A 21745-nucleotide genomic window follows, 5' to 3' on the forward strand; every position below is an offset into this window, starting at 1 on the left:
CGGCGCTCAGCGGCTCGACCGCAGCGCGGCCAGCAATCCGTTGACGGTGTTGCGTTGCCAGGTCAGGTAGTCGGTGTCGTCTGGCAGGGTCTCGGTCACCTCGGTCACCGGCACGCCCGCCCGCCGGGCGGCGTGCTCGAGGCCGGTGATCGCCGCGGTGGACGTCTGCGGGTTGACCAGCACCGCCGACACCTGACGGCGGTGGATCAGGTCCAGCACCGAGGCCATGTCGCGGGGCGAGGGATCGGTCTCGTCCTCGTTGGCCTCGGTGAAGGCGGCGGGGGTGCGATTCGTCAGTCCGGACGCCGCCAGCAGGTAGTAGCCGACGGGCTCGGTGGCCACGACCCCGGTGTCGGGGTACGCGCTGGCGATCGCGTGCTCGGAGATGGTGATGGCGTCGGCGCCGCGGCAGAACTCGGCCGCGTTGGCCCGGTAGTCGGCGGCGTTGCCCGGGTCGACGGCCGCCATTCGGTCCGCGATCGAGGTGGCGACGGACTTCGCGACGTTCATGTCGTAGAAGACGTGTTCGTTCGGCGGTGTGCCCGCGGTGGTGGGAGCGGCGACGAACGAATAGGCGTCCACGGTTGGTATGCCCGGGTGGGCGGCCAGCACCTCGTCCACCCACGGGTCGTAGCCGCCGCCGTTGTAGACGACCAGCGCGGCATCGGACAGCGCGGCGGCATCAGACGCGGTGACCTGGTAGGAGTGCGGGTCGGCGTCGGCTCCACTCAGCAGGGATGTGACGGGAACGTGCCGGCCGAGGACGGCGCGCGCGACGCTGCCCCACACGTCGGTGGACGCCACGACGGCCGCCGCGCGCGGGTGCGCCGCGACGCCGCAGCCGGCCGGGGCGATCCCGATCGTCAGGACCGCCGCGGCGAACGACAGCCGGCGGGCCGTGTCAGTCACGGCACGCCGTCGCGTCGTCAGGGCCATGCCCACGCCCAATGTCCTCTCGTCCGCCCACCGGCCGACCGATCATACTAATGAAAATCGTTTCCATTACAAAGTGCGCGGTGGGAGTCGCGTGGGCGCGCGCGGTGATCCCCGCGATTCGCTGTAGCGTCACCGGACGTGAGTCCGACTCCGCGGCGGCGCGCGACTCTGGCGTCGGTGGCGGCCGAACTGAAGGTTTCCCGCACCACCATCTCGAACGCCTTCAACCGTCCGGACCAGCTCTCCGCCGACCTGCGCGAACGGGTGCTCGCGACGGCGAAGCGGCTCGGTTACCCGGGGCCGGACCCGGTGGCGCGGTCGTTGCGGACGCGCAAGGCCGGGGCCGTCGGGCTTGTCATGGCCGAACCGCTGACCTACTTCTTCAGCGACCCGGCCGCGCGCGATTTCGTCACCGGGGTCGCCCAGTCGTGTGAGGAGCTGGGGCAGGGGCTGCTGCTGGTGGCCGTCGGGCCCAGCCGAAGCCTCGAGGACGGGACGGCCGCCGTGCTGGGCGCGGGTGTGGACGGCTTCGTGGTGTATTCGGTGTGCGACGAAGATCCCTACCTGCAGGTGGTGCTGCAGCGACGCCTGCCCGTGGTGGTCGCCGACCAGCCCAAGGCCCTCGCCGGCGTGTCCCGGGTGGGCATCGACGACCGCGCGGCGATGCGCGAGCTCGCCGCCCACGTCCTGTCCCTGGGGCACCGCGAGATCGGCCTGCTGACCATGCGGCTCGGCCGGGAGCGCCGCCAGGGCCTGGCGGACGCCGACCGGCTGCGGTCACCGGCCTTCGACGTCCAGCGCGAACGCATCGTCGGCGTGTGGGAGGCGATGTCGGCCGCGGGTGTCGACCCGGAATCGCTCACCGTGGTCGAAAGCTACGAGCACACCCCGGCGTCGGGCGGCGACGCCGCCAGGGTGGCGCTGGAGGCCAACCCGCGGATCACCGCGCTGATGTGCACCGCGGACATCCTGGCCCTCTCGGCGATGGATTACCTTCGCGCGCATGGGATTTACGTGCCCGGCCAGATGACGGTCACGGGTTTCGACGGCGTGCCGGAGGCCGTCAGCCGCGGCCTGACCACGGTGTCTCAGCCGAGCCTGCAGAAGGGCCGCCGCGCGGGCGCGCTGCTGCTGAACCCGCCGAGATCGGGGCTGCCGGCCACCGAGTTGCTGGACACCGAGCTGATGCGCGGCCGCACCGCGGGGCCGCCGAGCTAGACCGGGGCGGCGACCCTTGCGCGCCGCGCCGGCGATCCCCGCTAGCTCTGGTCGCCGATCAGCAGCCGCACCGCCAGGTCCAGCCGCTTGCTGACGTCGGTCGCCGAGGCGCGCCGGGTGAGCCACGCGAGCAGATTGGACAGCCAGACGTCGGAGATCACCCGCGCGATGTGGTACTGGTCCTCGGTCGGCTCGCCGTCGGCCATCGCCCGCGCGAACATGCTGTCGATCAGCTTCTCGACCTGGTCGACCTCGCTGGCCGCCGACGCGTCGGCGAACACGTAGGCGCGCGTCATGGCCTCGGTCAGCAGCGGGTTGCGCTGCATGGCGCGGTTGAGCTTTCCCACCATGAAGTTCAGCCGCTGAAACGGGGTGCCCCCGGCGACCGCCGAGCGGTCCGTCTTGGCGTCGATGCGGCTGAATTCCCGGCCCAGCGCCGAGACCAGCAGGTGCACCTTGGACGGGAAGTAGCGGTACAGGGTGCCCACGGCCACGTCCGCGCGGTCGGCCACGGCGCGCATTTGGACCGCTTCGTAGCCGCCCTTCGAGGCGATCGCCATCGTGGCGTCCAGGATGCGCTTACGGCGTTCCCGCTGCGCCTCGGATCCGAGTTCCGACTCGGCCAGCACCGCCACGTTCATGACCTCGCGTGGCTGCGAGTCAGAAACGCGGCTGGAATTCGGGCTGGCTGGCATGTGGCGGGTTGCTCCTGTTCCGGGCGGCTCGCTTGCAAACGATACGCATGATCAGTGCGAATTTCCCACCTCCGTGCCGCCGGGGCAGCCGTGTGGGCTGCTGTGATGACATTCGACTTGACGGTCGCCCGCTGGCATTATTAGAACACGTTCTAGTCTGGGGTGACGCGGGTTATCAGCCAATCCGGGCGCAGTCGAAGGACGTGGAGGGTTCAAGGGTGGTAGCGACGGTCACCGACGAACAGTTCGCTGCGCGTGCGCTGGTGCGCGACTGGGCGCGCAACACGACGTCCGGGCCGGGCGGGACCGCGGCCATCCGCGAGGTCGAGCAGGGCCATCCCGACGCCTGGCGGCCCGTCTACGCCGGCCTGGCCGATCTCGGCATCTTCGGTGTCGCGGTCCCGGAGGACCACGGCGGGGCGGGCGGCACCGTCGAGCACCTGTGCGCCATGGTCGAGGAAGCCGCCAAGGCACTGGTGCCCGGGCCGGTCGCGACCACCGCGGTGGCCACCCTGGTGGTCGACGACCCCGGCGTGCTGGAGAGCCTGGCGTCCGGCGAGCGCTTCGCCGGCCTCGCCCTCGAGGGTGACGTTCGCTTCGACGGCCGCACCGCGTCGGGCACGTTGCCGTTGGTGCTCGGCGCCGCCGACGGCGGCGTCCTGCTGGTGCCGGCCGACGGGACGTGGCTGCTGGTCGATGCCGCGGGCGACGGGGTTCGGCTCGAGCCGCTGCAGGCGACCGACTTTTCCCGCCCCTTGGCCCGGGTGGTGCTGAGCTCGGCGCCGGCCGCCGAGGTCGCGGGCCCGGGGCAGCGCGTGACCGAACTGGCCGCGACGGTCCTCGCCGCGGAGGCGGCCGGTATCACGCGGTGGTCGTTGGACACCGCGGTCGCCTACGCCAAGGTGCGCGAGCAGTTCGGCAAACCGATCGGCAGCTTCCAGGCGGTCAAGCACCTGTGCGCCGAGATGCTGTGTCGCGCCGAGCAGGCCGAGGTGGCCGCCGCCGACGCGGCCCGCGCCGCCGGGGAAGCCGACCAGGAGCAGTTCGCGATCGCCGCTGCCCTTGCCGCGGGCACGGGCATCGCCGCCGCCAAGGCCAACGTCAAGGACTGCATCCAGGTACTCGGCGGCATCGGCTGCACCTGGGAGCACGACGCGCACCTGTACCTGCGCCGGGCGCATGCCATCGGCCGGTTCCTCGGTGGCGCCGAGTACTGGCTGCGTCGCGTCGCCGCGCTCACCCAGGGCGGCGTGCGGCGCCGGCTCGGCATCGACCTGACCGAGGTCGAGGCCTCGCGGCCCGAGATCACCGCCGCCGTCGCCCGGGTCGCCGCGCTACCCGAGGCACAACGTCAGGCGGCCCTCGCCGAGGCGGGGCTGCAGGCGCCGCACTGGCCGGTGCCCTACGGTCGGGGCGCCTCACCGGCCGAGCAGCTGCTGATCGACCAGGAGCTGGCGGCCGCCGGGGTGGCGCGTCCGGACCTGGTCATCGGCTGGTGGGCGGCGCCGACCATCCTCGAGCACGGCACGCCGGAGCAGATCGAGCAGTTCGTCCCGGCCACCACCCGCGGCGAATTCCTCTGGTGTCAACTGTTTTCCGAGCCGGGCGCCGGTTCGGACCTGGCGTCGCTGCGCACGAAAGCCGTGCGCGCAGACGGTGGCTGGCTGCTGAGTGGGCAGAAGGTCTGGACGTCCGCGGCCCACAAGGCCCGGTGGGGCGTGTGCCTGGCGCGCACGGACCCCGACGCCCCGAAACACAAAGGGATCACCTACTTCCTGGTCGACATGAAATCGCCCGGCATCGAGATCCGGCCGCTGCGCGAGATCACCGGCGACTCGCTGTTCAACGAGGTGTTCCTGGACAACGTGTTCGTGCCCGACGAGATGGTGGTCGGCGCGGTGAACGACGGCTGGCGGCTGGCGCGGACCACGCTGGCCAACGAGCGCGTCGCGATGGCGACCGGGACCGCGCTGGGCAACCCGATGGAGGAGTTGCTCGGGGTTCTGTCGGGCATCGACCTCGACGCCGCCCAGCAGGACCGGCTCGGGCGGCTCATCGTGCTCGCCCAGACGGGCGCGCTGCTCGACCAGCGCATCGCCCAACTCGCCGTGGGCGGCCAAGATCCCGGGGCGCAGTCCAGCGTCCGCAAGCTGATCGGCGTCCGCTACCGGCAGGCGCTGGCCGAATTCATGATGGACGTCTCCGACGGTGGCGGGCTCGTGCACAACCACGCCGTGTTCGACTTCCTCAACACCCGTTGCCTCACGATCGCCGGTGGCACGGAGCAGATCCTGCTCACGGTCGCCGCGGAGCGATTGCTCGGCCTGCCGCGCTAGCCGCGGGGCGTTGCGTCACCGAGAAGGGTCCTATGGCCATGTGGGGCGGGACTTGTGGCTGCTGACTGTTATCGCCGACGCTCCTAGCGTTGGTGTATGAATTCCAATGCGATAGTGGCGACGGTGATCGTCGTTTTTGTGGCCCTGCTGCTGCTGGGCGCGTCGATCCGGATTGTGCAGCAGTATCAGCGCGGTGTGCACTTCCGCCTCGGCCGGGTGATCGGGGTCCGCGAGCCGGGGCTGCGGTTCATCATCCCGATCGTCGATCGAATGTGGCGCGTGTCGATGCGCATAGTGACCATGCCGATTCAGTCGCAAGGGATCATCACCCGCGACAACGTGAGCGTCGACATCGCCGCGGTTGCGTACTTCCGCGTCATCGATGCCCGCAAGGCCGTCGTCATGATCGAGAACGTCAACGCCGCCATCAACCAGATCGCCCAGACGACGCTGCGCAACGTCGTCGGCCAACACTCCCTCGACGAGGTCCTCGCCAAGACGGAGAAGATCAACGGCAGCATCCGCCAGATCCTCGACACCACGACCGTGGAATGGGGTGTGGAGGTCACGTTGGTGGAACTCAAGGACATCCAACTTCCCGACAGCATGAAACGCGCGATGGCGCGCGAGGCGGAGGCCGAACGCGAGAAGAGGGCGAAAATCATTGCCGCAGAGGGCGAAGCGCGTGCCGCCGCAGCTCTCGGAGACGCATCCGACATCATGATGCGTCATCCCCTGGCGCTGCAGTTGCGGAACCTGCAGACCCTCCTCGAGCTGGGCGTGGAGAAGAACACCACCATCGTGTTCCCCGCGCCGCTGATGAGTGCGATCGGCGAACTCACCGGGTTCCTGACGCGCGAATCGTCCGCGGCCAAGCCGGCTGTGGGCAACGGCTCGCCGGCCGAGAAGTTGTCTCACGTCTGACCCCGCATCGCCGCCGCCCGGCCGCGACCTGAGAGCTGCGCCGATCTCGTCTTCGCCGGTGATCTTTGCGCTTTGTTTACAGCGCGATCGATCGCGTCCCATCGTCGTGCGCGGTTAGATCACTGCATGGCGCACAGGCGAGAACCCATGACCGAGCCCGCGAGGCGGTAATGCCCGGCTACGCCTATTTGGAGTCGGACTGGCGCAAAGAGGCGATCCGCACCAACCTATGGGTACTCCCGACGGCCGTAACCGCGGCGGCGCTGGTCATTTTCGGGTTCACCTACGCCGCCGACCGCGCCGCCTACGACGGGAATCTGCAGTTGCCCTCGTGGGTGCTCAGCGGCACGTCCGACGCCGCTCGGATTGTCTTGACCACCATTGCGGCGGCTCTTATCACGGTGGTCGGCATCGTGTTCTCGATAACGATCGTGTCCCTGACGCTGGCATCGACGCAGTTCGGCCCCCGGATACTGCGAAACTTTGTGCGCGATCAGGGTACTCAGATCACGTTGGGCGCATTTGTGGCGACTTTCTGCTACGCGATGATCACCTTGGTGTCGGTCAGTGGCGGTCCGCGCGGCGACTTCGTGCCGCATCTGTCGATCACCGTCGCGCTGGCGATGACGCTGGTCGACGTCGGGGTGCTGATCTATTTCCTCAACCACATCGCGACGATGATCCAGCTTCCGGTGGTGATCGCCGTGATAGCCGGCACGTTGGCCGGCGAGATCGCGTCTGCGGAACGCGGCGCGTCGTTCGGGCTCGGCGCGTCCCGCGGGCCCAGCGCCGATGAAATCCTCGCACAGATTGACGAGTCAGGAGCCGAGATCCGCACTCCCCGAAGCGGTTATCTGCAAGTCATCCGGAATGAGTCGCTGCTCAGGGTCGCCACGTCGGCCGAGGCCGTGATCCACCTGCCCTACCGTCCCGGTCATTTCCTGGTGGCCGGCCAGGTGATGGCGCGGGTGTGGCCCGCCAGCGCCGCGAGCTATGTTGAGCAGAATCTGGTGCGCGGGCACGTCACGGGACCGTATCGAACCCTGACGCAAGACATCTCATTCGGTTTCGACCAGCTCGTCGAGATCGCCCTGCGGGCACTGTCGCCGGCGGTGAACGACACGTTCACGGCGTTGACGTGTATCGACTGGCTCGGCGACTGCTTGTGCCGGATCTCCACGTCATGGCGGCCGCAGCGCATCCGTCGAGACGCGACGGGTCACATCCGGGTGATCGCTTACCAGGCCGACTTCGATCGCTTGGTGGAGCGGGCTTTCGAGAAGATACGCCAGTGCTCCGATGGCATGCCGGCGGTCATGATCCGCCAGCTGGAGTCGCTGGCCAAGATCATCGACCAGACCCCCGATTGCGCACGGCGGGCGACACTGTTGAGCCAAGCCGAGCGAATTCATCGGGCCGGTATGCGTTCGGTGGCCGAAGTCGCCGACCGCGACGACGTCACGAGACGGTACGAGGCGATCCGGGCCATGGTCTGTCCGGAGCATCCCGCCTGAGTCGCACGCCGTCGAAAGCTCCGAACGGGAAGGCGATCGCAATGCAGCGGGGAACGGCCGCTTGGCCGCAATCGAATATCTGCCCGCGCTGGCGCCGGCGCCGATCGCCGAAGGGTTCTCCCAGGGGTCGTCCGCCCTACGAGAATGTCGTCTGCGCGCAGGTGCTGGGTGAGGTGATATTGACTCCCGGGTAGACGACCTGGATGTGGGTGCAGACGATCACGTTGACGTCGGTCTTCGGCTGGCCCGTGGACCAGTCGGTCGAGTCGATGCGCCCGGTCGTCTGGTACTTGTCCGGCGGGCCTTCGCCGAAGTAGACGGTGGTGATCTCGTCGGACCCCATCGACTTCATGACCCGCTCGTGCTCGCCCGCGGCGTGCGCGTCCAAGTAGGCCATCCGGTTCGAGGACCGGATCTCGGTGGTCTGCCGGGCCCACAGGCCGGGAGGGAAGCCGCGCACGCCGTCGGGCGTCTGCATGTCCGCCCCGGCGGTGAAGTCGCAGTGACCGTCGGAGGTGAAGCAGTTGAGGAAGGTGTGGGTCTCCAGCTGGTTGGGCCCGTCCAGCGGGAACAGGGTGGTGGCGGTGTTGCTCGCCGCCCCGCATACCCCGGTGGGCACGAACGTCAGCGCGCCTGCGGCCACCGCGAACCCGCTCACCAGTCGCCTCATCGCGCTCCCTTCCGCCAGTACACCCGGGGTGAACTTAACCCGCGGCTACTCGTCGTAGGTCACTTCCACCGAATCCGTCTCGGGGTGGGATTGGCAGGCCAGGATCAGGCCTTCGTCGAGGTCCTGCTGCTCGAGCACGTCGTTGACCTCCATGGTCACCCTGCCCTGGCGCAGGGTGCACGCGCACGCGCCGCAGTGACCCTCGCGGCACGAGAACGGCGCGTCGAGACCCTTGGCCAGCAGCACGTCGAGCAGCTTGGCGTTGCGCGGCCACGACACGGTGTGCGTCTCGCCGTCCAGCTGCACCACCGCCGTGGCCGGCGGCTGGTCGCCCTCGGGGGTGTCCTCGACCTTGACCGCGGCGAAAGGATCCGAGTCCAGCGACTTGAACACCTCGATATGCACTTGGCGCTCAGGGACTTTGAGCGCCTTGAGGGCCTGGCGTGCGGCATCCATGAACGGGCCCGGGCCACAGATGTACACGGGCCGGTCCGGGAAGGGCGCGGCCAGCTTCGCCAGCGCGGCGGCGCTCGGCAGCCCCTGTACCGATTCCAGCCAGTGCACCACGGTCAACCGGTCGGGGTATTTGGCCGACAATCCGCGCAGCGCCTCGGCGAAGATCACCGAGCGCTCGTCGCGGTTGGCGTAGACCAGCGTCACCTGGCCGGCGCCCTCGGCAAGCGCCGACTTCGCGATCGACATGATGGGGGTGATCCCGCTGCCGGCGGCCAGCAGCAGGAAGTCGTCGTCGAGCGTCTTGGGCACGAAGGTACCCGACGGCGCGAGCACGTGGATGCGCATGCCCTGGTGCGCGTTGTCGCACAGCCAATTCGACGCGTAGCCGTCGGTGGTGCGCTTAACGGTGACCGTGAGCGCGTCGTCGGTGAACGGCGAGCTGCACAGCGAGTAGCAGCGGGCCACCGAACCGGTCCGTTCGCTGGGCACCCGCAGCGTCAGGAACTGGCCGGGGGAGTAGCGCAGTCGCTCGGGCGGGATGCCGGGATCGCCCTCGGTGTCGGGAACCGTGAACACCAGCGACCGCGCGTCGTCGGTTTCGGCGACGACCTCGGCGATCTGCAGTTCGAGGACGTGGTCGCCGAGTGGCTCGTCGGGAACTGCCTCGGTCAAGGACCCATCCTCCCTCTCATCACAACTAGAACATGTTACAGAAAACGCGATTCATACCGCTACCAGCCGCAGGAATACCCTGCTCGACACGAATCGGAACGTGTTCTAGTCTCTGGTGTAAGCCCACTGTTAAGTCTGGCCCAGGAGGCAACCCAAGTGACGTCCATTCAACAGCGTGATGCGCAATCGGTGTTGGCCGGCATCGATGATCTGCTCCCGCGGATCCGGGAGCGCGCTCAGGCGACGGAGGATCTGCGCCGACTGCCCGAGGAGACCGTTCAGGATCTGCAGGACGTCGGCTTCTTCACCCTGTTGCAGCCCGAGCAGTGGGGCGGCCTGCAATGCGACCCGACCCTGTTCTACGAGGCGGTCCGGCGGCTGGCCAGCGCATGCGGTTCCACCGGCTGGGTGAGCTCGATCATCGGCGTGCACAACTGGCACCTCGCGCTGTTCGACCAGCGTGCGCAGGAAGAGGTCTGGGGCGACGACCCGAACGTACGGGTCTCGTCGTCCTACGCGCCGATGGGCGCCGGTGTCGTGACCGACGGCGGGTACCTGGTGAACGGCTCGTGGAACTGGTCGTCGGGCTGTGACCACGCCACCTGGGCCTTCCTCGGCGGACCGGTCATCAAGGACGGCCGCCCCGTGGACTTCGGCAGCTTCTTGATCCCGCGCAGCGAGTACCGCATCGACGACGTGTGGCATGTCGTCGGCCTGCGCGGCACCGGCAGCAACACCGTCGTGGTCAAGGACGTCTTCGTGCCGCGCCACCGGTTCCTGTCCTACAAGGCCATGAACGACGGCACCGCCGGCGGATACCAGACCAACTCCGCGGCGGTGTACAAGATGCCCTGGGGCACAATGCATCCCACCACCATCTCGGCGCCCATCGTCGGCATGGCGTACGGCGCGTACGACGCGCACGTCGAGCACCAGGGCAAGCGGGTCCGGGCGGCGTTCGCCGGGGAGAAGGCCAAGGACGACCCGTTCGCGAAGGTCCGAATCGCCGAGGCCGCCAGCGACATCGATGCCGCGTGGCGCCAGCTGAGCGGCAACGTCGCCGACGAGTACGCATTGCTGGCCGCCGGCAAGGAGATTCCGTTCGGCCTGCGCGCGCGGGCGCGCCGCGACCAGGTGCGGGCCACCGGTCGTGCGATCGCCTCGATCGACCGGCTGTTCGAGGCGTCGGGTGCCACGGCCCTGGGCAACGACCAACCGGTGCAACGGTTCTGGCGCGACGCGCACGCCGGACGGGTGCACGCGGCCAACGATCCCGAGCGGGCCTACCAGATCTTCGGGAACAACGAGTTCGGGTTGCCGCCCGGCGACACCATGGTCTGATGACGGCGACGGAACAACTCACCTTCGAATCCACCTCGCGCTTCGCCGAAGTCGACGTCGACGGACCGCTGAAGCTGCACTACCACGAGGCGGGTGCCGGCAACGACCAGACCGTGGTGCTGCTGCACGGGGGCGGTCCGGGCGCGGCGAGCTGGACGAACTTCTCGCGCAACATCCCGGTGCTGGCCGAGCGGTTCCACGTGCTGGCCGTCGACCAACCGGGCTACGGCCTGTCGGACAAGCGCGCCGAGCACGGTCAGTTCAACCGCTACGCCGCGCGAGCGCTGAAGGGCCTCTTCGACCAGCTGGGTCTGGGACGTGTTCCGCTGGTGGGCAACTCGCTCGGTGGGGGCACTGCCGTCCGCTTCGCCCTCGACTACCCCGATAAGGCCGGGAAGCTGGTGCTGATGGGTCCCGGCGGGCTGAGCATCAACCTGTTCGCGCCGGACCCGACCGAGGGTGTCAAGCGGCTCGGCAAGTTCTCTTCTCAGCCGACCCGGGAGAACCTCGAGGCGTTCCTGCGGGTGATGGTCCACGACCAGAAGCTGATCACCCCGGAGCTGATCGATCAGCGCTTCGAGCTGGCGTCGACGCCGGAGTCGCTGGCGGCGACCCGGGCCATGGGCATGTCGTTCGCCGGAGCCGACTTCGAACTCGGCATGATGTGGCGCGAGGTGCACCGGCTGCGCCAGCCCGTCCTGCTGATCTGGGGGCGCGAGGACCGGGTCAATCCCCTGGACGGCGCGCTGGTCGCGCTCAAGACCATTCCGCGTGCGCAGCTGCACGTCTTCGGGCAGTGCGGGCACTGGGCCCAGGTGGAGAAGTTCGACGAGTTCAACAAGCTGACCGCTGATTTCCTGGGAGGCGCGTGATGAGCATCCGTTCGCTGGGCTATCTGCGCATCGAGGCCACCGACATGGCGGCCTGGCGCGACTTCGGCCTGAAGGTCCTCGGCATGGTCGAGGGTAGGGGCAGCACCGAGGGTGCGCTCTACCTGCGGATGGACGATTTCCCGGCCCGGCTGGTGATCGTCCCCGGCGAGCAGGACCGGCTGATCGAGGCCGGCTGGGAATGCGCGAATGCCGAAGGCCTGCAAGAGATCCGGAACCGGCTCGACGTCGAGGGCACGCCGTACAAGGAGGCCAGCGCCGCCGAGTTGGCCGATCGCCGGGTGGACGAGATGATCCGGTTCGCCGACCCGTCGGGCAACTGCCTGGAGGTCTTCCACGGCGCCGCGCTGGAGCACCGCCGCGTCGTCAGCCCGTACGGTCACAAGTTCGTCACCGCCGAACAGGGACTCGGGCACGTGGTGTTGACCACCCGCGACGACGAGGAGACGTTGCACTTCTACCGTGACGTCCTCGACTTCAAGCTGCGTGACTCCATGCGGCTGCCCCCGCAGGTGGTCGGCCGGCCCGCCGACGGGGCGCCGGCCTGGCTGCGGTTCCTGGGCTGCAACCCCCGCCACCACAGCCTGGCCTTCATGCCCGGGCAGACGCCCAGCGGCATCGTGCACCTGATGGTCGAGGTCGAGCAGGCCGACGACGTCGGGCTGTGCCTTGACCGCGCGCTGCGGCGCAAGGTACCCATGTCGGCGACGTTGGGCCGCCACGTCAACGACCTGATGCTGTCCTTCTACATGAAGACACCCAGTGGGTTTGACGTCGAATTCGGTTGCGAAGGAAGGAAAGTCGACGACATCGACTGGATTGCCCGGGAAAGCACCGCGATCAGCTTGTGGGGGCACGACTTCAGCGTGGGCTTTCAGGGCTAATCTCGGGCTATCATGACTGCCGCGCCGATCGACCCGCGCACGTTCCGCAACGTGCTCGGTCAGTTCTGCACCGGGATCACCATCATCACCACCGTGCACGACGACGTACCGATCGGTTTCGCCTGCCAATCCTTCGCGGCCTTGTCGCTGGACCCGCCGCTGGTGCTGTTCTGCCCGACCAAGGTTTCGCGATCGTGGAAGGCCATCGAGGCCAGCGGCCGGTTCTGCGTCAACATGCTGACGGAGAGCCAAAAGCACGTCTCGGCGCGGTTCGGATCCAAAGAGCCCGACAAGTTCGCCGGCGTCGATTGGCATCCTTCGGAATTGGGCTCGCCGATCATCGACGAGTCGCTGGCCTACGTCGACTGCACGGTGGCATCGGTGCACGACGGCGGCGACCACTTCGTGGTGTTCGGCGCCGTCCAGTCGCTGTCTGAAGCGCCCAAGATCAAGCCGCGACCGCTGCTGTTCTACCGCGGCGAATACACGGGCATCGAACCGGACAAGACCACGCCCGCCCAGTGGCGCGACGACCTCGAGGCGTTTTTGACCACCACCACGCAGGACACCTGGCTCTGACTGCCGCCCGGGTGGGGTGACGCGCCGGTCCGCAGTGAGCGCCGCAGGGCCGGCCGGGCACCCGTGCCGTCAGAGCCGGTCGAGGAGTTCGGCCTTCTTCGCGGCGAACTCCTCGTCGGAGAGGATGCCGCGCTGATTCAGCCCGGCCAGCGCCTCGATGGCCGCAACCACCGCTGCGGCATCCCCGGCGGCCTGCGGGGTGGCCCGGGGTTGAGGCGGGGCCTGCGGCGCCGGGCCGGACTGATACTGCGTTTGGTGCTGCGGGGCGGGCGCCGCGGCGGGAGTGTCGGCCACTTGCCGCGCACCGAGCTCACGCAAACTCGACACGTCGAAAGTGCCCAACTGGCTGGTGAAGCTCACCGAGCCGTAACCGGTGCCCTGCTGTTGTTGGACCCCGGCGATGTGGTGCTCGCCGGTATCGAAAACCCTTGTTACACCACCGAACTGAATCGCCAGCCGCCGGGTCGCGGGGAAGATCGCGTAGCGCACGTCGTTTTGCCCGCCGGAGGAGCTCGGCACGCCGAGGTCGGCCGGCCACCAGCCGCCCGAGCCGAACCCGGCCTGCGCCGCCTGGGACACCCCGGCCGTCGGGAGGAACACCGTGGTGGTGGCGACCAGTTGAACCAGCTCGTTGCACAGGGCGTCGACGCGCGCTTTGAGTGCGTTGTCGAACATGTCGCCGACCATCGTCATCCCGCCCCGCATCCACTGCCCGGACCCGCCGAGCTCGGGGATGCAGAACTGCGCCATGGTGCCGCCACCGGCCTGCAGGGCGAACAGCATGGCCAGGACCGCCTCCCGGGACAGCCCGTGGCGGGCGGCGATGTCGGTGATGGCGCCCTCGGCATCCGGGGTCACCGCTGCGGGCCGGCCTGGCTGCATGATCGTGAATCTTTCGTCGTCGGTACCGCTTCGAGATTACGCAAGGCGAGGGCGGTTTGCCCACGGCGCGATCGAGCGAGGGATACCGGCGACGAGCGGCGCCGCTCAGCTGGACGGAGTGCTCAGCCCGGCGTCGCGACGGGGTGCGCCGGCCGACGGCTCCTGCTCGCTGTAGGCGGTCCCCGGGTCGGTGTCGCCCTCGGCCTGCGGCCTCGGGTTCTCGCCGGCCTGCGGGTCGAGGCTGTCGGCTCGCTCCCACTGCTCCTGCAGTTGTTCACGCGACGTCGCCGCCTCGCTCTGGTGCGCGGCCGCACGCTCCTGCAGCCGGGAGGCCTCCGCGGCCTTGGCTTCGGCCTCGGCCTGCGCGGCGCGGGCCTTGGCGGCCGTTTCGGCGGCAAGCGCTTCTCGTCGTTCGACCTTGGCCGTTGCCAGCCTGGCCTGCTCGCGGATCTCCTCGGCCTGCTGCGCGCGGCGGCGCTTCCTGGCTCTTGCCGTGACGACTACCAGGGCGACTACGAGGAGGACCGCCGCCACGGCGGCGGCAACGATCCACATGGTGCTGGTGCTGATGCTCATCGGGGGCTCCGTGGTTAGATCGGCGATGGTGTGATACGGCCCGTCTGAACCGGATCCCCGAATTCGACACGAATCAAACTATTCGCGGTTGGACGCCACGGTGTGCGGCGCGGGCGGGGCGGTCAGGCCCGCGATCGGCGCCACCAGCGCCCTCGTGACTCCTTGGGGTGGCCGGGGCACCACTGCGACCCGGGGACCGTCCGGCGAACCTCCTCGACGTGCGCTCCGCAACCCGCCCAGGTCGTCTTCCCGCAGGTGCGGCACGTGACGGCGTAACACATCAGCGAGGCCCTTCGTCGATCACCGGCGGTCTGTGGTGCGCCGCATCCAGGAGCCGTCGCGGGCTCTCCCACGACAATGGCCACCCGGGCTCGGGATAGGGGTCGATGTCAGCCACTGGTTCCTCCTCCTTGACACCGGCGGCGGTTCGCAGACGTACCCGCCGCCGGCCGCGTTGGAGGCGAGCATACCCCCATGGGTATCTACTGTCGAAGTGGCGATAGCGGCACAATGTTTCTTATGGCGCTGGACCTCAACGGCTACTTCGACCGCATCGGCTACCGCGGCCCCGCCGAGGCGAGCCTCGACGTCCTGCGGGCGCTGGTCACCGCGCACACCCGGGCGATCCCGTTCGAGAACCTCGATCCCCTGACGGGGACGCCGGTCGACGACCTGGGTCCGGATGCCCTCGCCGACAAGCTCGTGCACCGGCGCCGGGGCGGCTACTGCTACGAGCAGAACGGCCTGATGGGCTACGTGCTGGACGCGATCGGCTTCCGGGTCCGGCGATGGGGCGCCCGGGTCGTGTGGATGCGCCCGCCCGATGCACCGTTCCCGACTCAGACGCATACGATGCTCGCGGTGCGGTTCCCCGATGCACCGCGGCCGTATCTGGTCGATGTCGGCTTCGGCGGCCAGACCCCCACCGCGCCCCTTCGCATCGAGACCGGCACCGTCCAGCAGACCCCGCACGGGCCCTACCGGCTGGACGACCGCGGCGACGGGATGCTTCTGCAGGCCATGGTCCGCGACGAGTGGCAGCCGCTCTACGAACTCACGGCGCGCACCCAGCCCGACGTCGACCTGCGGGTGAGCAGCTGGTTCGTCTCGACGCACCCGTCGTCGATCTTCGTCACCGGTGTGATGGCCGCACTGGTCACCGACGACGGCCGGTTGAACCTGGCCGGCCGCGAGCTCACCCTGCACCGGCCCGACGGGACGGACAGGTCGGTTCTGCCCGACGCGGCTGCCGTCGTCGAGGCCCTCGGCGCCCGGTTCGGCATCGACGTGGCGGGCGTCGGCGAGCGCGGCGCGCTGGAAGCCCGGCTCGGGGCGCTCCTGGCCTCCTAGCGGCGCGACAGCCAGGGGCCCAGCCGCCGCAGCGCCTCCGCGATGTCGGCGGTCGGTCCGGCGAACGACAGCCGGACGAACGAATTGCCCCGCGCCGGGTCGAAATCGATTCCCGGCGCAATCGCGACACCGGTCTGCGCCAACAGCTTCGAGCAGAATGCGAGCGAGTCGCCGGTGTAATCCGAGACATCGGCGTACACGTAGAACGCGCCGTCGGTGGGCGCGAGCCGGTCGACACCGATCCGGCGCAGCCCGTCGAGCAGCAGCGACCGGTTCTTCGCATAGTGCCGCAGATTGACGTCGGCCTCCGCGGTCGACTCGGGGGTGAACGCCGCCACCGCTGCGATCTGCGACAGCACCGGCGGGCAGATGGTGAAGTTCCCCGTCAGGCAGTCGACCGCGCGGCGCAGTTCCGGCGGCACCAGCAGCCAGCCAAGCCGCCACCCCGTCATCGCGTAGTACTTGGAAAAGCTGTTCACCACCACCGAATTTCGCGACGTCTGCCAGGCGCAGCTGGTCTGCGGCGAGCCTTCGTAGACCAGGCCGTGGTAGACCTCGTCGCTGATCAAGCGGACGCCGGTGGCATCGCACCAGGACGCGATGGCCGCCAACTCGTGCGGCGGGACGACCGTCCCGGTGGGGTTGGCGGGGCTCGCGACGATCACGCCCTGCACCGGCGGGTCGAGTTCGGCGAGCAGCTGCGCGGTGGGCTGAAAGCGCGTCGCCGGCCCACAAGGGATCTCGACCACTTCGCAGCCGAGCGCGGACAAGATGTTGCGGTAACAGGGGTAGCCCGGACTGGCCAGGGCCACCCGGTCGCCCGCGTCGAAGCAGGCCAGAAACGCGAGCAGGAATCCGCCCGACGAACCGGTGGTGACGACCACCGCGTCCGATTCGACCTGAATTCCGTACTTGCGCAGATAGTCCGCCGCTATCGCCTCGCGTAGCTCGGGACGGCCCAACGCGACGGTGTAGCCCAGCTCGTTGAGATGCAGGGCGGCGGCCGCTGCCGCGCGCACCGGCTCGGGGGCGCCGACGCTGGGCTGGCCGGCCGAGAGGTTGACCAGATCGCCGTGGCTGCGCTGTCGCTCGGCGGCGGCCAGCCAGACATCCATCACGTAGAACGGCGGGATGCCCGCGCGCAGCGAGACATGACCGGTCACGGTGCGGGGAGCACCTCGGCTTCCAGTCGGCCCAGCAGCTCGCGCTCAGAGTCGAGCAGCCACGAACTGCCGTGTGCGCGTTTGAAATACAGGTGCATGTCGTGTTCCCAGGTGATCGCGATCCCACCATGGAGCTGGATGCCCTCGGCGGCCACGGTGCACAACGCCTCGGTGGCGGCCAGGCGGGCGGTGGCGGCGCTGGTGGGGCCGGGATCGTCGCACGCGTCGGAGACCACGGCCCTGGCGGCGGCGACCGCCACGTACAGGTCGGCCATGCGGTGCTTGAGCGCTTGGAAGCTGCCGATCGGGCGGCCGAACTGGACGCGGTTCTTCGCGTAGTCGACGGTCAGTTCCAGGCACCGCTCGGCGGCGCCGATCTGCTCGGCCGCCAGCAGGATGGCCGCGGTGTGGGCGAGCCCGGGGTCGGGGCCCAGCGCCTCGGTCGCCCCCGGCTGCACCCGGGCCAGCCGGCGCGTCGGGTCCATGGTGGCGACCGGCGCGGCGGTGAACCGGGTCCAGCGGGTCAGGTCGCCGTCGGCGGCGGCAACGACGACATCGGCGATGTCGCCGTTGACCACGTAGTCGGCGTCGAGCACGAGCGCGCCGATCGACGTCCCCTCCGCGAGGCCTTGCAGCGTCGCCGCGTCCGGCTCGGGCGCGGCCAGCAGCGCCAGCTCGGCCAGCGTGGTGCCCAGCAGCGGGGAGGGCACCAGGTTGCGGCCCAGCTCCTGCAGAACCGTTGCGGCGTCGGCCAATTCGCCGCCCGCGCCACCCAGCTCCTCGGGAATCACCAGCGCCGCCGCGCCCACCTGCTCGCACAGCAGCTGCCACAACGCCTCGTCGTAGCCGCGGTCGGATTGCAGCGCGGCGCGCACCGCCGCGGGGTCCGCATGCTTGGCGATCAGCGCCGCCACGGTGTCCCGCAGCATCTCCCGTTCTTCAGTCACGGGCGCCGCTCCTTGTCCTCGCTGCGCTCGGCGCGTCGTCGCTTCGCATCGGCGTGCTCACAGCGCCTCCAGCACGCGGCGGCGATGCGCCTCGGGAGTTCCCCACGCCGAGCGTAGTGCCTGCACGCGCAGCAACCACAGTGACAGGTCGTGCTCCTGGGTGAACCCGATGGCGCCGTGGGTCTGCAGCGCCGAACGCGCCGCCAGCAGGGCCGCCTCCGACGCGGCCGCCTTCGCCGCGCTGACGTCGCGGGCGTCCAGCGTCAGGGCGGCGCCGTAGACCAGCGGGCGGGCCAGCTCGTTGGCGATGTGAGCGTCGGCGAGCTTGTGCTTGATCGCCTGATAGGAGCCGATCACCCGGCCGAACTGGGCACGCTGCTTGGCGTAGGCCACGGCGGCCTCCACCAGCGCCCCGGCGGCGCCGATCAGTTGCGCCGCGGTGGCCAGCGCCCCGAACCCGTAGGCGCGCTCGAGGTCAGCCCGCCAGGGCGCGCCGGCCGCGGTCACGTCGTAGAGCCGGCGGCTGGGGTCGACGGACTCGTGGCGTTCGCCCGGTTCACCCACGGTGACTTCGCCGCCGGCGGCCAGCAGCACCAGCCCGGCCGTGTCGGCGTCAACCGCTCGCGGCGCGTCGGGAGGCATGGCGACCGTCGCGATCAGCTCACCCGCGGCCAGGGCGGCGCAGCGTTCATCGTCGGTCAGCAAAAGCGGTGCGACGGCGATTGATTCGGTGACCGGGCCGGGCACGCACCAGCGCCCGAGCCGCTCGAGCGCGACCACCACATCGACGGGATGTGCATCGATGCCGTCGTATTTCTCCGGCACGGCCAGCGCGGTGACACCGAGGTTGGTCAGCTGCTCCCACACCTTTCGGCCGGGTGCGGTGTCGCCCGTCGACCAGGCGCGCACGGCGGCGGGCAGGTCCGCCGCCCCGAGCGCCGCGTCGATGCTGGCCGCGAAGTCGCGCTGCTGTTCGTCCAGTTCGAATTTCACTTCTTGCCCCCGGTCGCTTCGCGCGGCAGCCCCAGCAACCGCTCCGAGATGATGTTCCGCTGAATCTCGTTGGTGCCGGCGTAGATCGGGCCGCCGAGCGCGAACAGCAGCCCGTCCGTCCACGGGCCGGCCAGCTCGCCGTCGGCACCGAGGATGTCGAGCGCGGTCTGGTGCAGTTCCACGTCGAGGTCCGACCAGAACACCTTGGTCACCGATGACTCGGCGCCCAGTTCACCGCCGCCGGCCAGCCTGCTGACCGTGCCGAACGTCTGCAGGCGGTAGGCCTGCGCCTTGATCCATCCGTCGGCGACCCGGTCGGCGAATCCTTCGGGGGAGCCCTTGTCCTTCCACAGCCGGACCAATCGTTCGGCGGCGGCGAGGAATCGCGCCGGGCTGCGCAGCGACATGCCGCGCTCGTTGCTCGACGTGCTCATGGCAGCGCGCCAGCCCTCGTTCGCAACGCCGATGACGTCGGCGTCGGGAACGAAGACGTCGTCGAGGAAGATCTCGCCGAAGCCGGTGTCGCCGCCCAGCTGGGCGATCGGGCGGACCGTGATCCCGTCGGCCTTCAGGTCGAACATGAAGTAGGTCAGCCCGCGATGCCGCTCGGCGGTGGGGTCCGAGCGGAAAAGCCCGAATCCCATGTCGGCGAACGGCGCTCGTGAGCTCCAGATCTTCTGACCGTTGAGCAGCCAGCCGCCGTCGGTCTTGGTGGCGGTGGACCGCAGCGAGGCCAGGTCGCTGCCGGCCTCGGGTTCCGACCAGGCCTGCGCCCAGATCTGCTCACCGCTGGCCATTTTGGGCAGCACCCTGTCGAGCTGTTCGGCGGTGCCGTGCGCGAACAGGGTCGGGGCCAGCATGGAGGTGCCGTTGGCGCTGGCCCGCCCGGGAGCGCCCGCGCGGAAGTACTCCTCCTCGAACACCACCCAGTGCAGCAGCGGGGCGTCGCGGCCGCCGTATCTGGCCGGCCAGGTGATCACCGACAGCCCGGCATCGAAGAGCACCCGGTCCCAACGCCGGTGCTGGGCGAAGCCTTCGGCGTTGTCATAGGACCGGGTGGGGATGGCTGCGGCGTTGTCCGAGAGGAACTCGCGCACCTCGGCCTGGAATTCCAGCGTCGCGTCGTCCAATTCCAGATCCATCAGCCCATGTCCCTCAGTTGTGGTTTGAGCACCTTGCCGCCCGCGTTGCGGGGCAACTCGTCGACGAAGCGCACCGATCGCGGCGCTTTGAAGTTGGCCAGATGCTCACGGGTGTAGGCGATCACCGCCCGTTCGTCGAGCTGTGTGCCGGGACGGGTCACCAGGAACGCGCGGCCCACCTCGCCGAGCCGCTCGTCGGGGACGCCGATCACAGCGGCGTCGGCGACGCCGTCGAGGCGCGCCAGCACCTGCTCGACCTCGGCGGGATAGACGTTGAACCCGCCGCAGATGTACATGTCTTTGAGCCGGTCGGTGATCCGCAGGTTGCCCGCGGCGTCGACGACGCCGACGTCCCCGGTGTGCAGCCAGCCCTCGGCGTCGATCGCGGCCGCGGTCGCGGCCGGATCATCGAGGTAGCCGAGCATCACGTTCGGCCCGCGCAGCAGGACTTCTCCCGATTCGCCGGGAACCGCTGTGTCGATGCGTAATTCGAAGTCGGCGAACGGGCGCCCGCAGGTGGTCGCGACCGTGACCGGGTCGTCGTCGGCGCGGCACATGGTTCCCATGCCGTTGGCCTCGGTCAGGCCGTACGCGGTCAGCACGATGTCGATGTCGAGCTCGGACTGCATCCGCTCTACCAGCACGACCGGCACCGTCGCGGCCCCGGTTACCGCGAACCGCAGCGAGCTCAGGTCGTAATCCCGGCGTGCCGGATGGTCGAGCAGGGTCTGGTAGATGGTGGGTGGCCCGGGCAGCACCGTGATGCGGTGGCGTTCGATGGCCTGCAGCGCGCGCAGCGGGTCGAAGGTCAGGTGCGGGATCAGCGTGGCGCCGGTCTGCAAGCAGGCGAGGATGCCGGCCTTGTAGCCGAAGTTGTGGAAGAACGGGTTGATGCACAGATAGCGGTCGTCGCTGGTGATCTTGCCGTTGGCGGCCCACGACGCCGAGGCCGACAGCGACTGCCGGTGCGCGCACAGCACGCCCTTGCTGCGTCCGGTGGTACCGGAGGTGAAGAGGATGTCGCTGACGTCGTCGGGCCGCACGGCCGCGGCGCGGGCGGTCACCGGGCCCGCGGCCGCCGGCGCGGAGCCGCGCTCGATGAATTCGTCCCACGTCCCGTCGTCCGCCTCGACTGGGATGCGCACGATGTGCCGCAACGCCGGCAGGGAAGCGAGGTCGAGGCCGGCCGTGCGGTCGCTGCCGAGGAATTCCCCCATCGCGAACAGGACCGGCGACTCGGTGCGGGCCAGGATGTCGGTGGCCTCTTCGGCGGTGTAGCGGGTGTTGAGCGGCACCATGGCCGCGCCGGCGTGGTGGATCGCCAGGCAGGCGATGACCCAGTGCCAGGTGTTGGGCGACCAGATCGCCACGCGGTCACCGGCCTGCACGCCCAGGCCGATGAGGGCCGCGGCGGCGCGGTGCACCTCGGTACGCAGCGCGGCGGCGGTGAAGGTCCGCTCGTCGGTGATCAACGCCGGGTGGTCGGGCAGTTGCTGGGCGAAACGATCCAGCGCCGCGGGCACGGTGCGGGGATCGTTGGTCATCGGCGACGCTCCTAACAAAGCAAGTGCTTGGTA

20 protein-coding genes are annotated in these 21745 nt (G+C 69.4%); 9 read left to right on the forward strand and 11 right to left on the reverse strand.

The features are described from left to right. Positions 1-6: 6 nt before the first annotated feature. Positions 7-936: a metal ABC transporter solute-binding protein, Zn/Mn family gene (locus G6N48_RS21785; RefSeq protein WP_085268429.1), complete on the reverse strand. Its 930-nt coding sequence runs from the start codon at positions 934-936 to the stop codon at positions 7-9. A gap of 138 nt (positions 937-1074) precedes the next feature. On the opposite strand from G6N48_RS21785, the gene G6N48_RS21790 reads away from it, so the two are divergent. Then, positions 1075-2154, forward strand: a complete 1080-nt coding sequence (locus G6N48_RS21790; protein ID WP_085268213.1) for a LacI family DNA-binding transcriptional regulator — start codon at positions 1075-1077, stop codon at positions 2152-2154. Between the two features lie 41 nt (positions 2155-2195). On the opposite strand, the gene kstR is transcribed toward G6N48_RS21790, so the two are convergent. Beyond that, positions 2196-2789 (reverse strand): cholesterol catabolism transcriptional regulator KstR, encoded by a 594-nt coding sequence (gene kstR / locus G6N48_RS21795; protein ID WP_163670998.1) that lies wholly within the window; start codon positions 2787-2789, stop codon positions 2196-2198. A 278-nt stretch (positions 2790-3067) separates the two neighbouring features. Here kstR and G6N48_RS21800 point away from each other — a divergent pair, with 278 nt between their 5' ends. From G6N48_RS21800 to G6N48_RS21810, 3 genes are all read left to right on the forward strand, one after another. Then, positions 3068-5185 (forward strand): acyl-CoA dehydrogenase, encoded by a 2118-nt coding sequence (locus G6N48_RS21800; protein ID WP_085268215.1) that lies wholly within the window; start codon positions 3068-3070, stop codon positions 5183-5185. Positions 5186-5281: 96 nt separating this feature from the next. Then, the gene (locus tag G6N48_RS21805) at positions 5282-6109 is read left to right on the forward strand and encodes a slipin family protein (RefSeq protein WP_085268216.1); all 828 of its coding nucleotides are present in this window, start codon (positions 5282-5284) and stop codon (positions 6107-6109) included. Positions 6110-6279: 170 nt separating this feature from the next. Next, entirely contained in the window at positions 6280-7623 is a 1344-nt protein-coding gene (locus tag G6N48_RS21810; protein ID WP_085268217.1) for a DUF2254 domain-containing protein, read from the forward strand. A gap of 136 nt (positions 7624-7759) precedes the next feature. Here the strand turns inward: G6N48_RS21810 and G6N48_RS21815 are convergent, their stop codons facing one another. Together G6N48_RS21815 and G6N48_RS21820 are read right to left on the reverse strand one after the other, a co-directional pair. Continuing rightward, a complete protein-coding gene (locus G6N48_RS21815) occupies positions 7760-8293 on the reverse strand; it encodes a hypothetical protein (protein WP_085268218.1) in 534 nt (177 codons plus the stop codon). Between the two features lie 45 nt (positions 8294-8338). Further along, a complete protein-coding gene (locus G6N48_RS21820) occupies positions 8339-9421 on the reverse strand; it encodes a ferredoxin--NADP reductase (protein ID WP_085268219.1) in 1083 nt (360 codons plus the stop codon). A 156-nt stretch (positions 9422-9577) separates the two neighbouring features. On the opposite strand from G6N48_RS21820, the gene hsaA reads away from it, so the two are divergent. From hsaA to hsaB, 4 genes are read left to right on the forward strand one after another with little or no spacing between them, the layout of a single operon-like run. Next, on the forward strand, positions 9578-10762 hold the full coding sequence (gene hsaA, locus G6N48_RS21825) for a 3-hydroxy-9,10-secoandrosta-1,3,5(10)-triene-9,17-dione monooxygenase oxygenase subunit (RefSeq protein ID WP_085268220.1): 1185 nt from the start codon (positions 9578-9580) through the stop codon (positions 10760-10762). Further along, positions 10762-11634, forward strand: a complete 873-nt coding sequence (gene hsaD / locus G6N48_RS21830) for a 4,5:9,10-diseco-3-hydroxy-5,9,17-trioxoandrosta-1(10),2-diene-4-oate hydrolase (protein WP_085268221.1) — start codon at positions 10762-10764, stop codon at positions 11632-11634. The genes hsaA and hsaD overlap by 1 nt, the downstream gene beginning before the upstream one ends. Continuing rightward, positions 11634-12536, forward strand: a complete 903-nt coding sequence (gene hsaC / locus G6N48_RS21835; RefSeq protein WP_085268222.1) for an iron-dependent extradiol dioxygenase HsaC — start codon at positions 11634-11636, stop codon at positions 12534-12536. The genes hsaD and hsaC overlap by 1 nt, the downstream gene beginning before the upstream one ends. 12 nt (positions 12537-12548) lie before the next feature. Further along, the gene (gene hsaB, locus G6N48_RS21840; RefSeq protein WP_085268223.1) at positions 12549-13115 is read left to right on the forward strand and encodes a 3-hydroxy-9,10-secoandrosta-1,3,5(10)-triene-9,17-dione monooxygenase reductase subunit; all 567 of its coding nucleotides are present in this window, start codon (positions 12549-12551) and stop codon (positions 13113-13115) included. Positions 13116-13184: 69 nt separating this feature from the next. On the opposite strand, the gene G6N48_RS21845 is transcribed toward hsaB, so the two are convergent. Both G6N48_RS21845 and G6N48_RS21850 read right to left on the reverse strand, forming a co-directional pair. Next, positions 13185-13997 (reverse strand): SHOCT domain-containing protein, encoded by an 813-nt coding sequence (locus tag G6N48_RS21845; RefSeq protein WP_085268224.1) that lies wholly within the window; start codon positions 13995-13997, stop codon positions 13185-13187. A gap of 105 nt (positions 13998-14102) precedes the next feature. Next, entirely contained in the window at positions 14103-14573 is a 471-nt protein-coding gene (locus G6N48_RS21850) for a hypothetical protein (protein ID WP_232066680.1), read from the reverse strand. Positions 14574-15092: 519 nt separating this feature from the next. On the opposite strand from G6N48_RS21850, the gene G6N48_RS21855 reads away from it, so the two are divergent. After that, positions 15093-15923: an arylamine N-acetyltransferase family protein gene (locus tag G6N48_RS21855; RefSeq protein WP_085268225.1), complete on the forward strand. Its 831-nt coding sequence runs from the start codon at positions 15093-15095 to the stop codon at positions 15921-15923. Here G6N48_RS21855 and G6N48_RS21860 read toward each other — a convergent pair. The 5 genes from G6N48_RS21860 to fadD3 are packed head-to-tail and all read right to left on the reverse strand — an operon-like array spanning position 15920 to position 21712. Next, a complete protein-coding gene (locus G6N48_RS21860) occupies positions 15920-17086 on the reverse strand; it encodes a pyridoxal phosphate-dependent aminotransferase (protein ID WP_085268226.1) in 1167 nt (388 codons plus the stop codon). The genes G6N48_RS21855 and G6N48_RS21860 overlap by 4 nt on opposite strands. Next, the gene (gene ipdE2, locus G6N48_RS21865; protein ID WP_085268227.1) at positions 17083-18033 is read right to left on the reverse strand and encodes an acyl-CoA dehydrogenase IpdE2; all 951 of its coding nucleotides are present in this window, start codon (positions 18031-18033) and stop codon (positions 17083-17085) included. The genes G6N48_RS21860 and ipdE2 overlap by 4 nt, the downstream gene beginning before the upstream one ends. Before the next feature lie 57 nt (positions 18034-18090). Continuing rightward, positions 18091-19026, reverse strand: a complete 936-nt coding sequence (locus G6N48_RS21870) for an acyl-CoA dehydrogenase family protein (RefSeq protein ID WP_085268228.1) — start codon at positions 19024-19026, stop codon at positions 18091-18093. Next, positions 19023-20168 (reverse strand): acyl-CoA dehydrogenase family protein, encoded by a 1146-nt coding sequence (locus G6N48_RS21875; RefSeq protein ID WP_085268229.1) that lies wholly within the window; start codon positions 20166-20168, stop codon positions 19023-19025. Before G6N48_RS21875 ends, G6N48_RS21870 begins: the two co-directional genes overlap by 4 nt. Beyond that, complete coding sequence (fadD3, locus tag G6N48_RS21880) at positions 20168-21712, reverse strand: 3-((3aS,4S,7aS)-7a-methyl-1,5-dioxo-octahydro-1H-inden-4-yl)propanoate--CoA ligase FadD3 (RefSeq protein WP_085268230.1); 1545 nt, start codon at positions 21710-21712, stop codon at positions 20168-20170. Before fadD3 ends, G6N48_RS21875 begins: the two co-directional genes overlap by 1 nt. Between the last annotated feature and the right edge of the window lie 33 nt (positions 21713-21745).

Source organism: Mycobacterium parmense (assembly GCF_010730575.1).
In the GTDB taxonomy this organism is placed as follows: Bacteria; Actinomycetota; Actinomycetes; order Mycobacteriales; family Mycobacteriaceae; genus Mycobacterium; species Mycobacterium parmense.

What these genes read in the sequence shown, in the direction of transcription:
- G6N48_RS21785 (WP_085268429.1), bottom strand. Translation starts at nt 936, where the DNA reads ATGGCCCTGACGACGCGACGGCGTGCCGTGACTGACACGGCCCGCCGG.
- G6N48_RS21805 (WP_085268216.1), top strand. Translation starts at nt 5,282, where the DNA reads ATGAATTCCAATGCGATAGTGGCGACGGTGATCGTCGTTTTTGTGGCC.
- G6N48_RS21810 (WP_085268217.1), top strand. Translation starts at nt 6,280, where the DNA reads ATGCCCGGCTACGCCTATTTGGAGTCGGACTGGCGCAAAGAGGCGATC.
- G6N48_RS21815 (WP_085268218.1), bottom strand. Translation starts at nt 8,293, where the DNA reads ATGAGGCGACTGGTGAGCGGGTTCGCGGTGGCCGCAGGCGCGCTGACG.
- hsaD (WP_085268221.1), top strand. Translation starts at nt 10,762, where the DNA reads ATGACGGCGACGGAACAACTCACCTTCGAATCCACCTCGCGCTTCGCC.
- hsaC (WP_085268222.1), top strand. Translation starts at nt 11,634, where the DNA reads ATGAGCATCCGTTCGCTGGGCTATCTGCGCATCGAGGCCACCGACATG.
- hsaB (WP_085268223.1), top strand. Translation starts at nt 12,549, where the DNA reads ATGACTGCCGCGCCGATCGACCCGCGCACGTTCCGCAACGTGCTCGGT.
- G6N48_RS21845 (WP_085268224.1), bottom strand. Translation starts at nt 13,997, where the DNA reads ATGCAGCCAGGCCGGCCCGCAGCGGTGACCCCGGATGCCGAGGGCGCC.
- G6N48_RS21850 (WP_232066680.1), bottom strand. Translation starts at nt 14,573, where the DNA reads ATGAGCATCAGCACCAGCACCATGTGGATCGTTGCCGCCGCCGTGGCG.
- G6N48_RS21855 (WP_085268225.1), top strand. Translation starts at nt 15,093, where the DNA reads ATGGCGCTGGACCTCAACGGCTACTTCGACCGCATCGGCTACCGCGGC.
- G6N48_RS21875 (WP_085268229.1), bottom strand. Translation starts at nt 20,168, where the DNA reads ATGGATCTGGAATTGGACGACGCGACGCTGGAATTCCAGGCCGAGGTG.
- fadD3 (WP_085268230.1), bottom strand. Translation starts at nt 21,712, where the DNA reads ATGACCAACGATCCCCGCACCGTGCCCGCGGCGCTGGATCGTTTCGCC.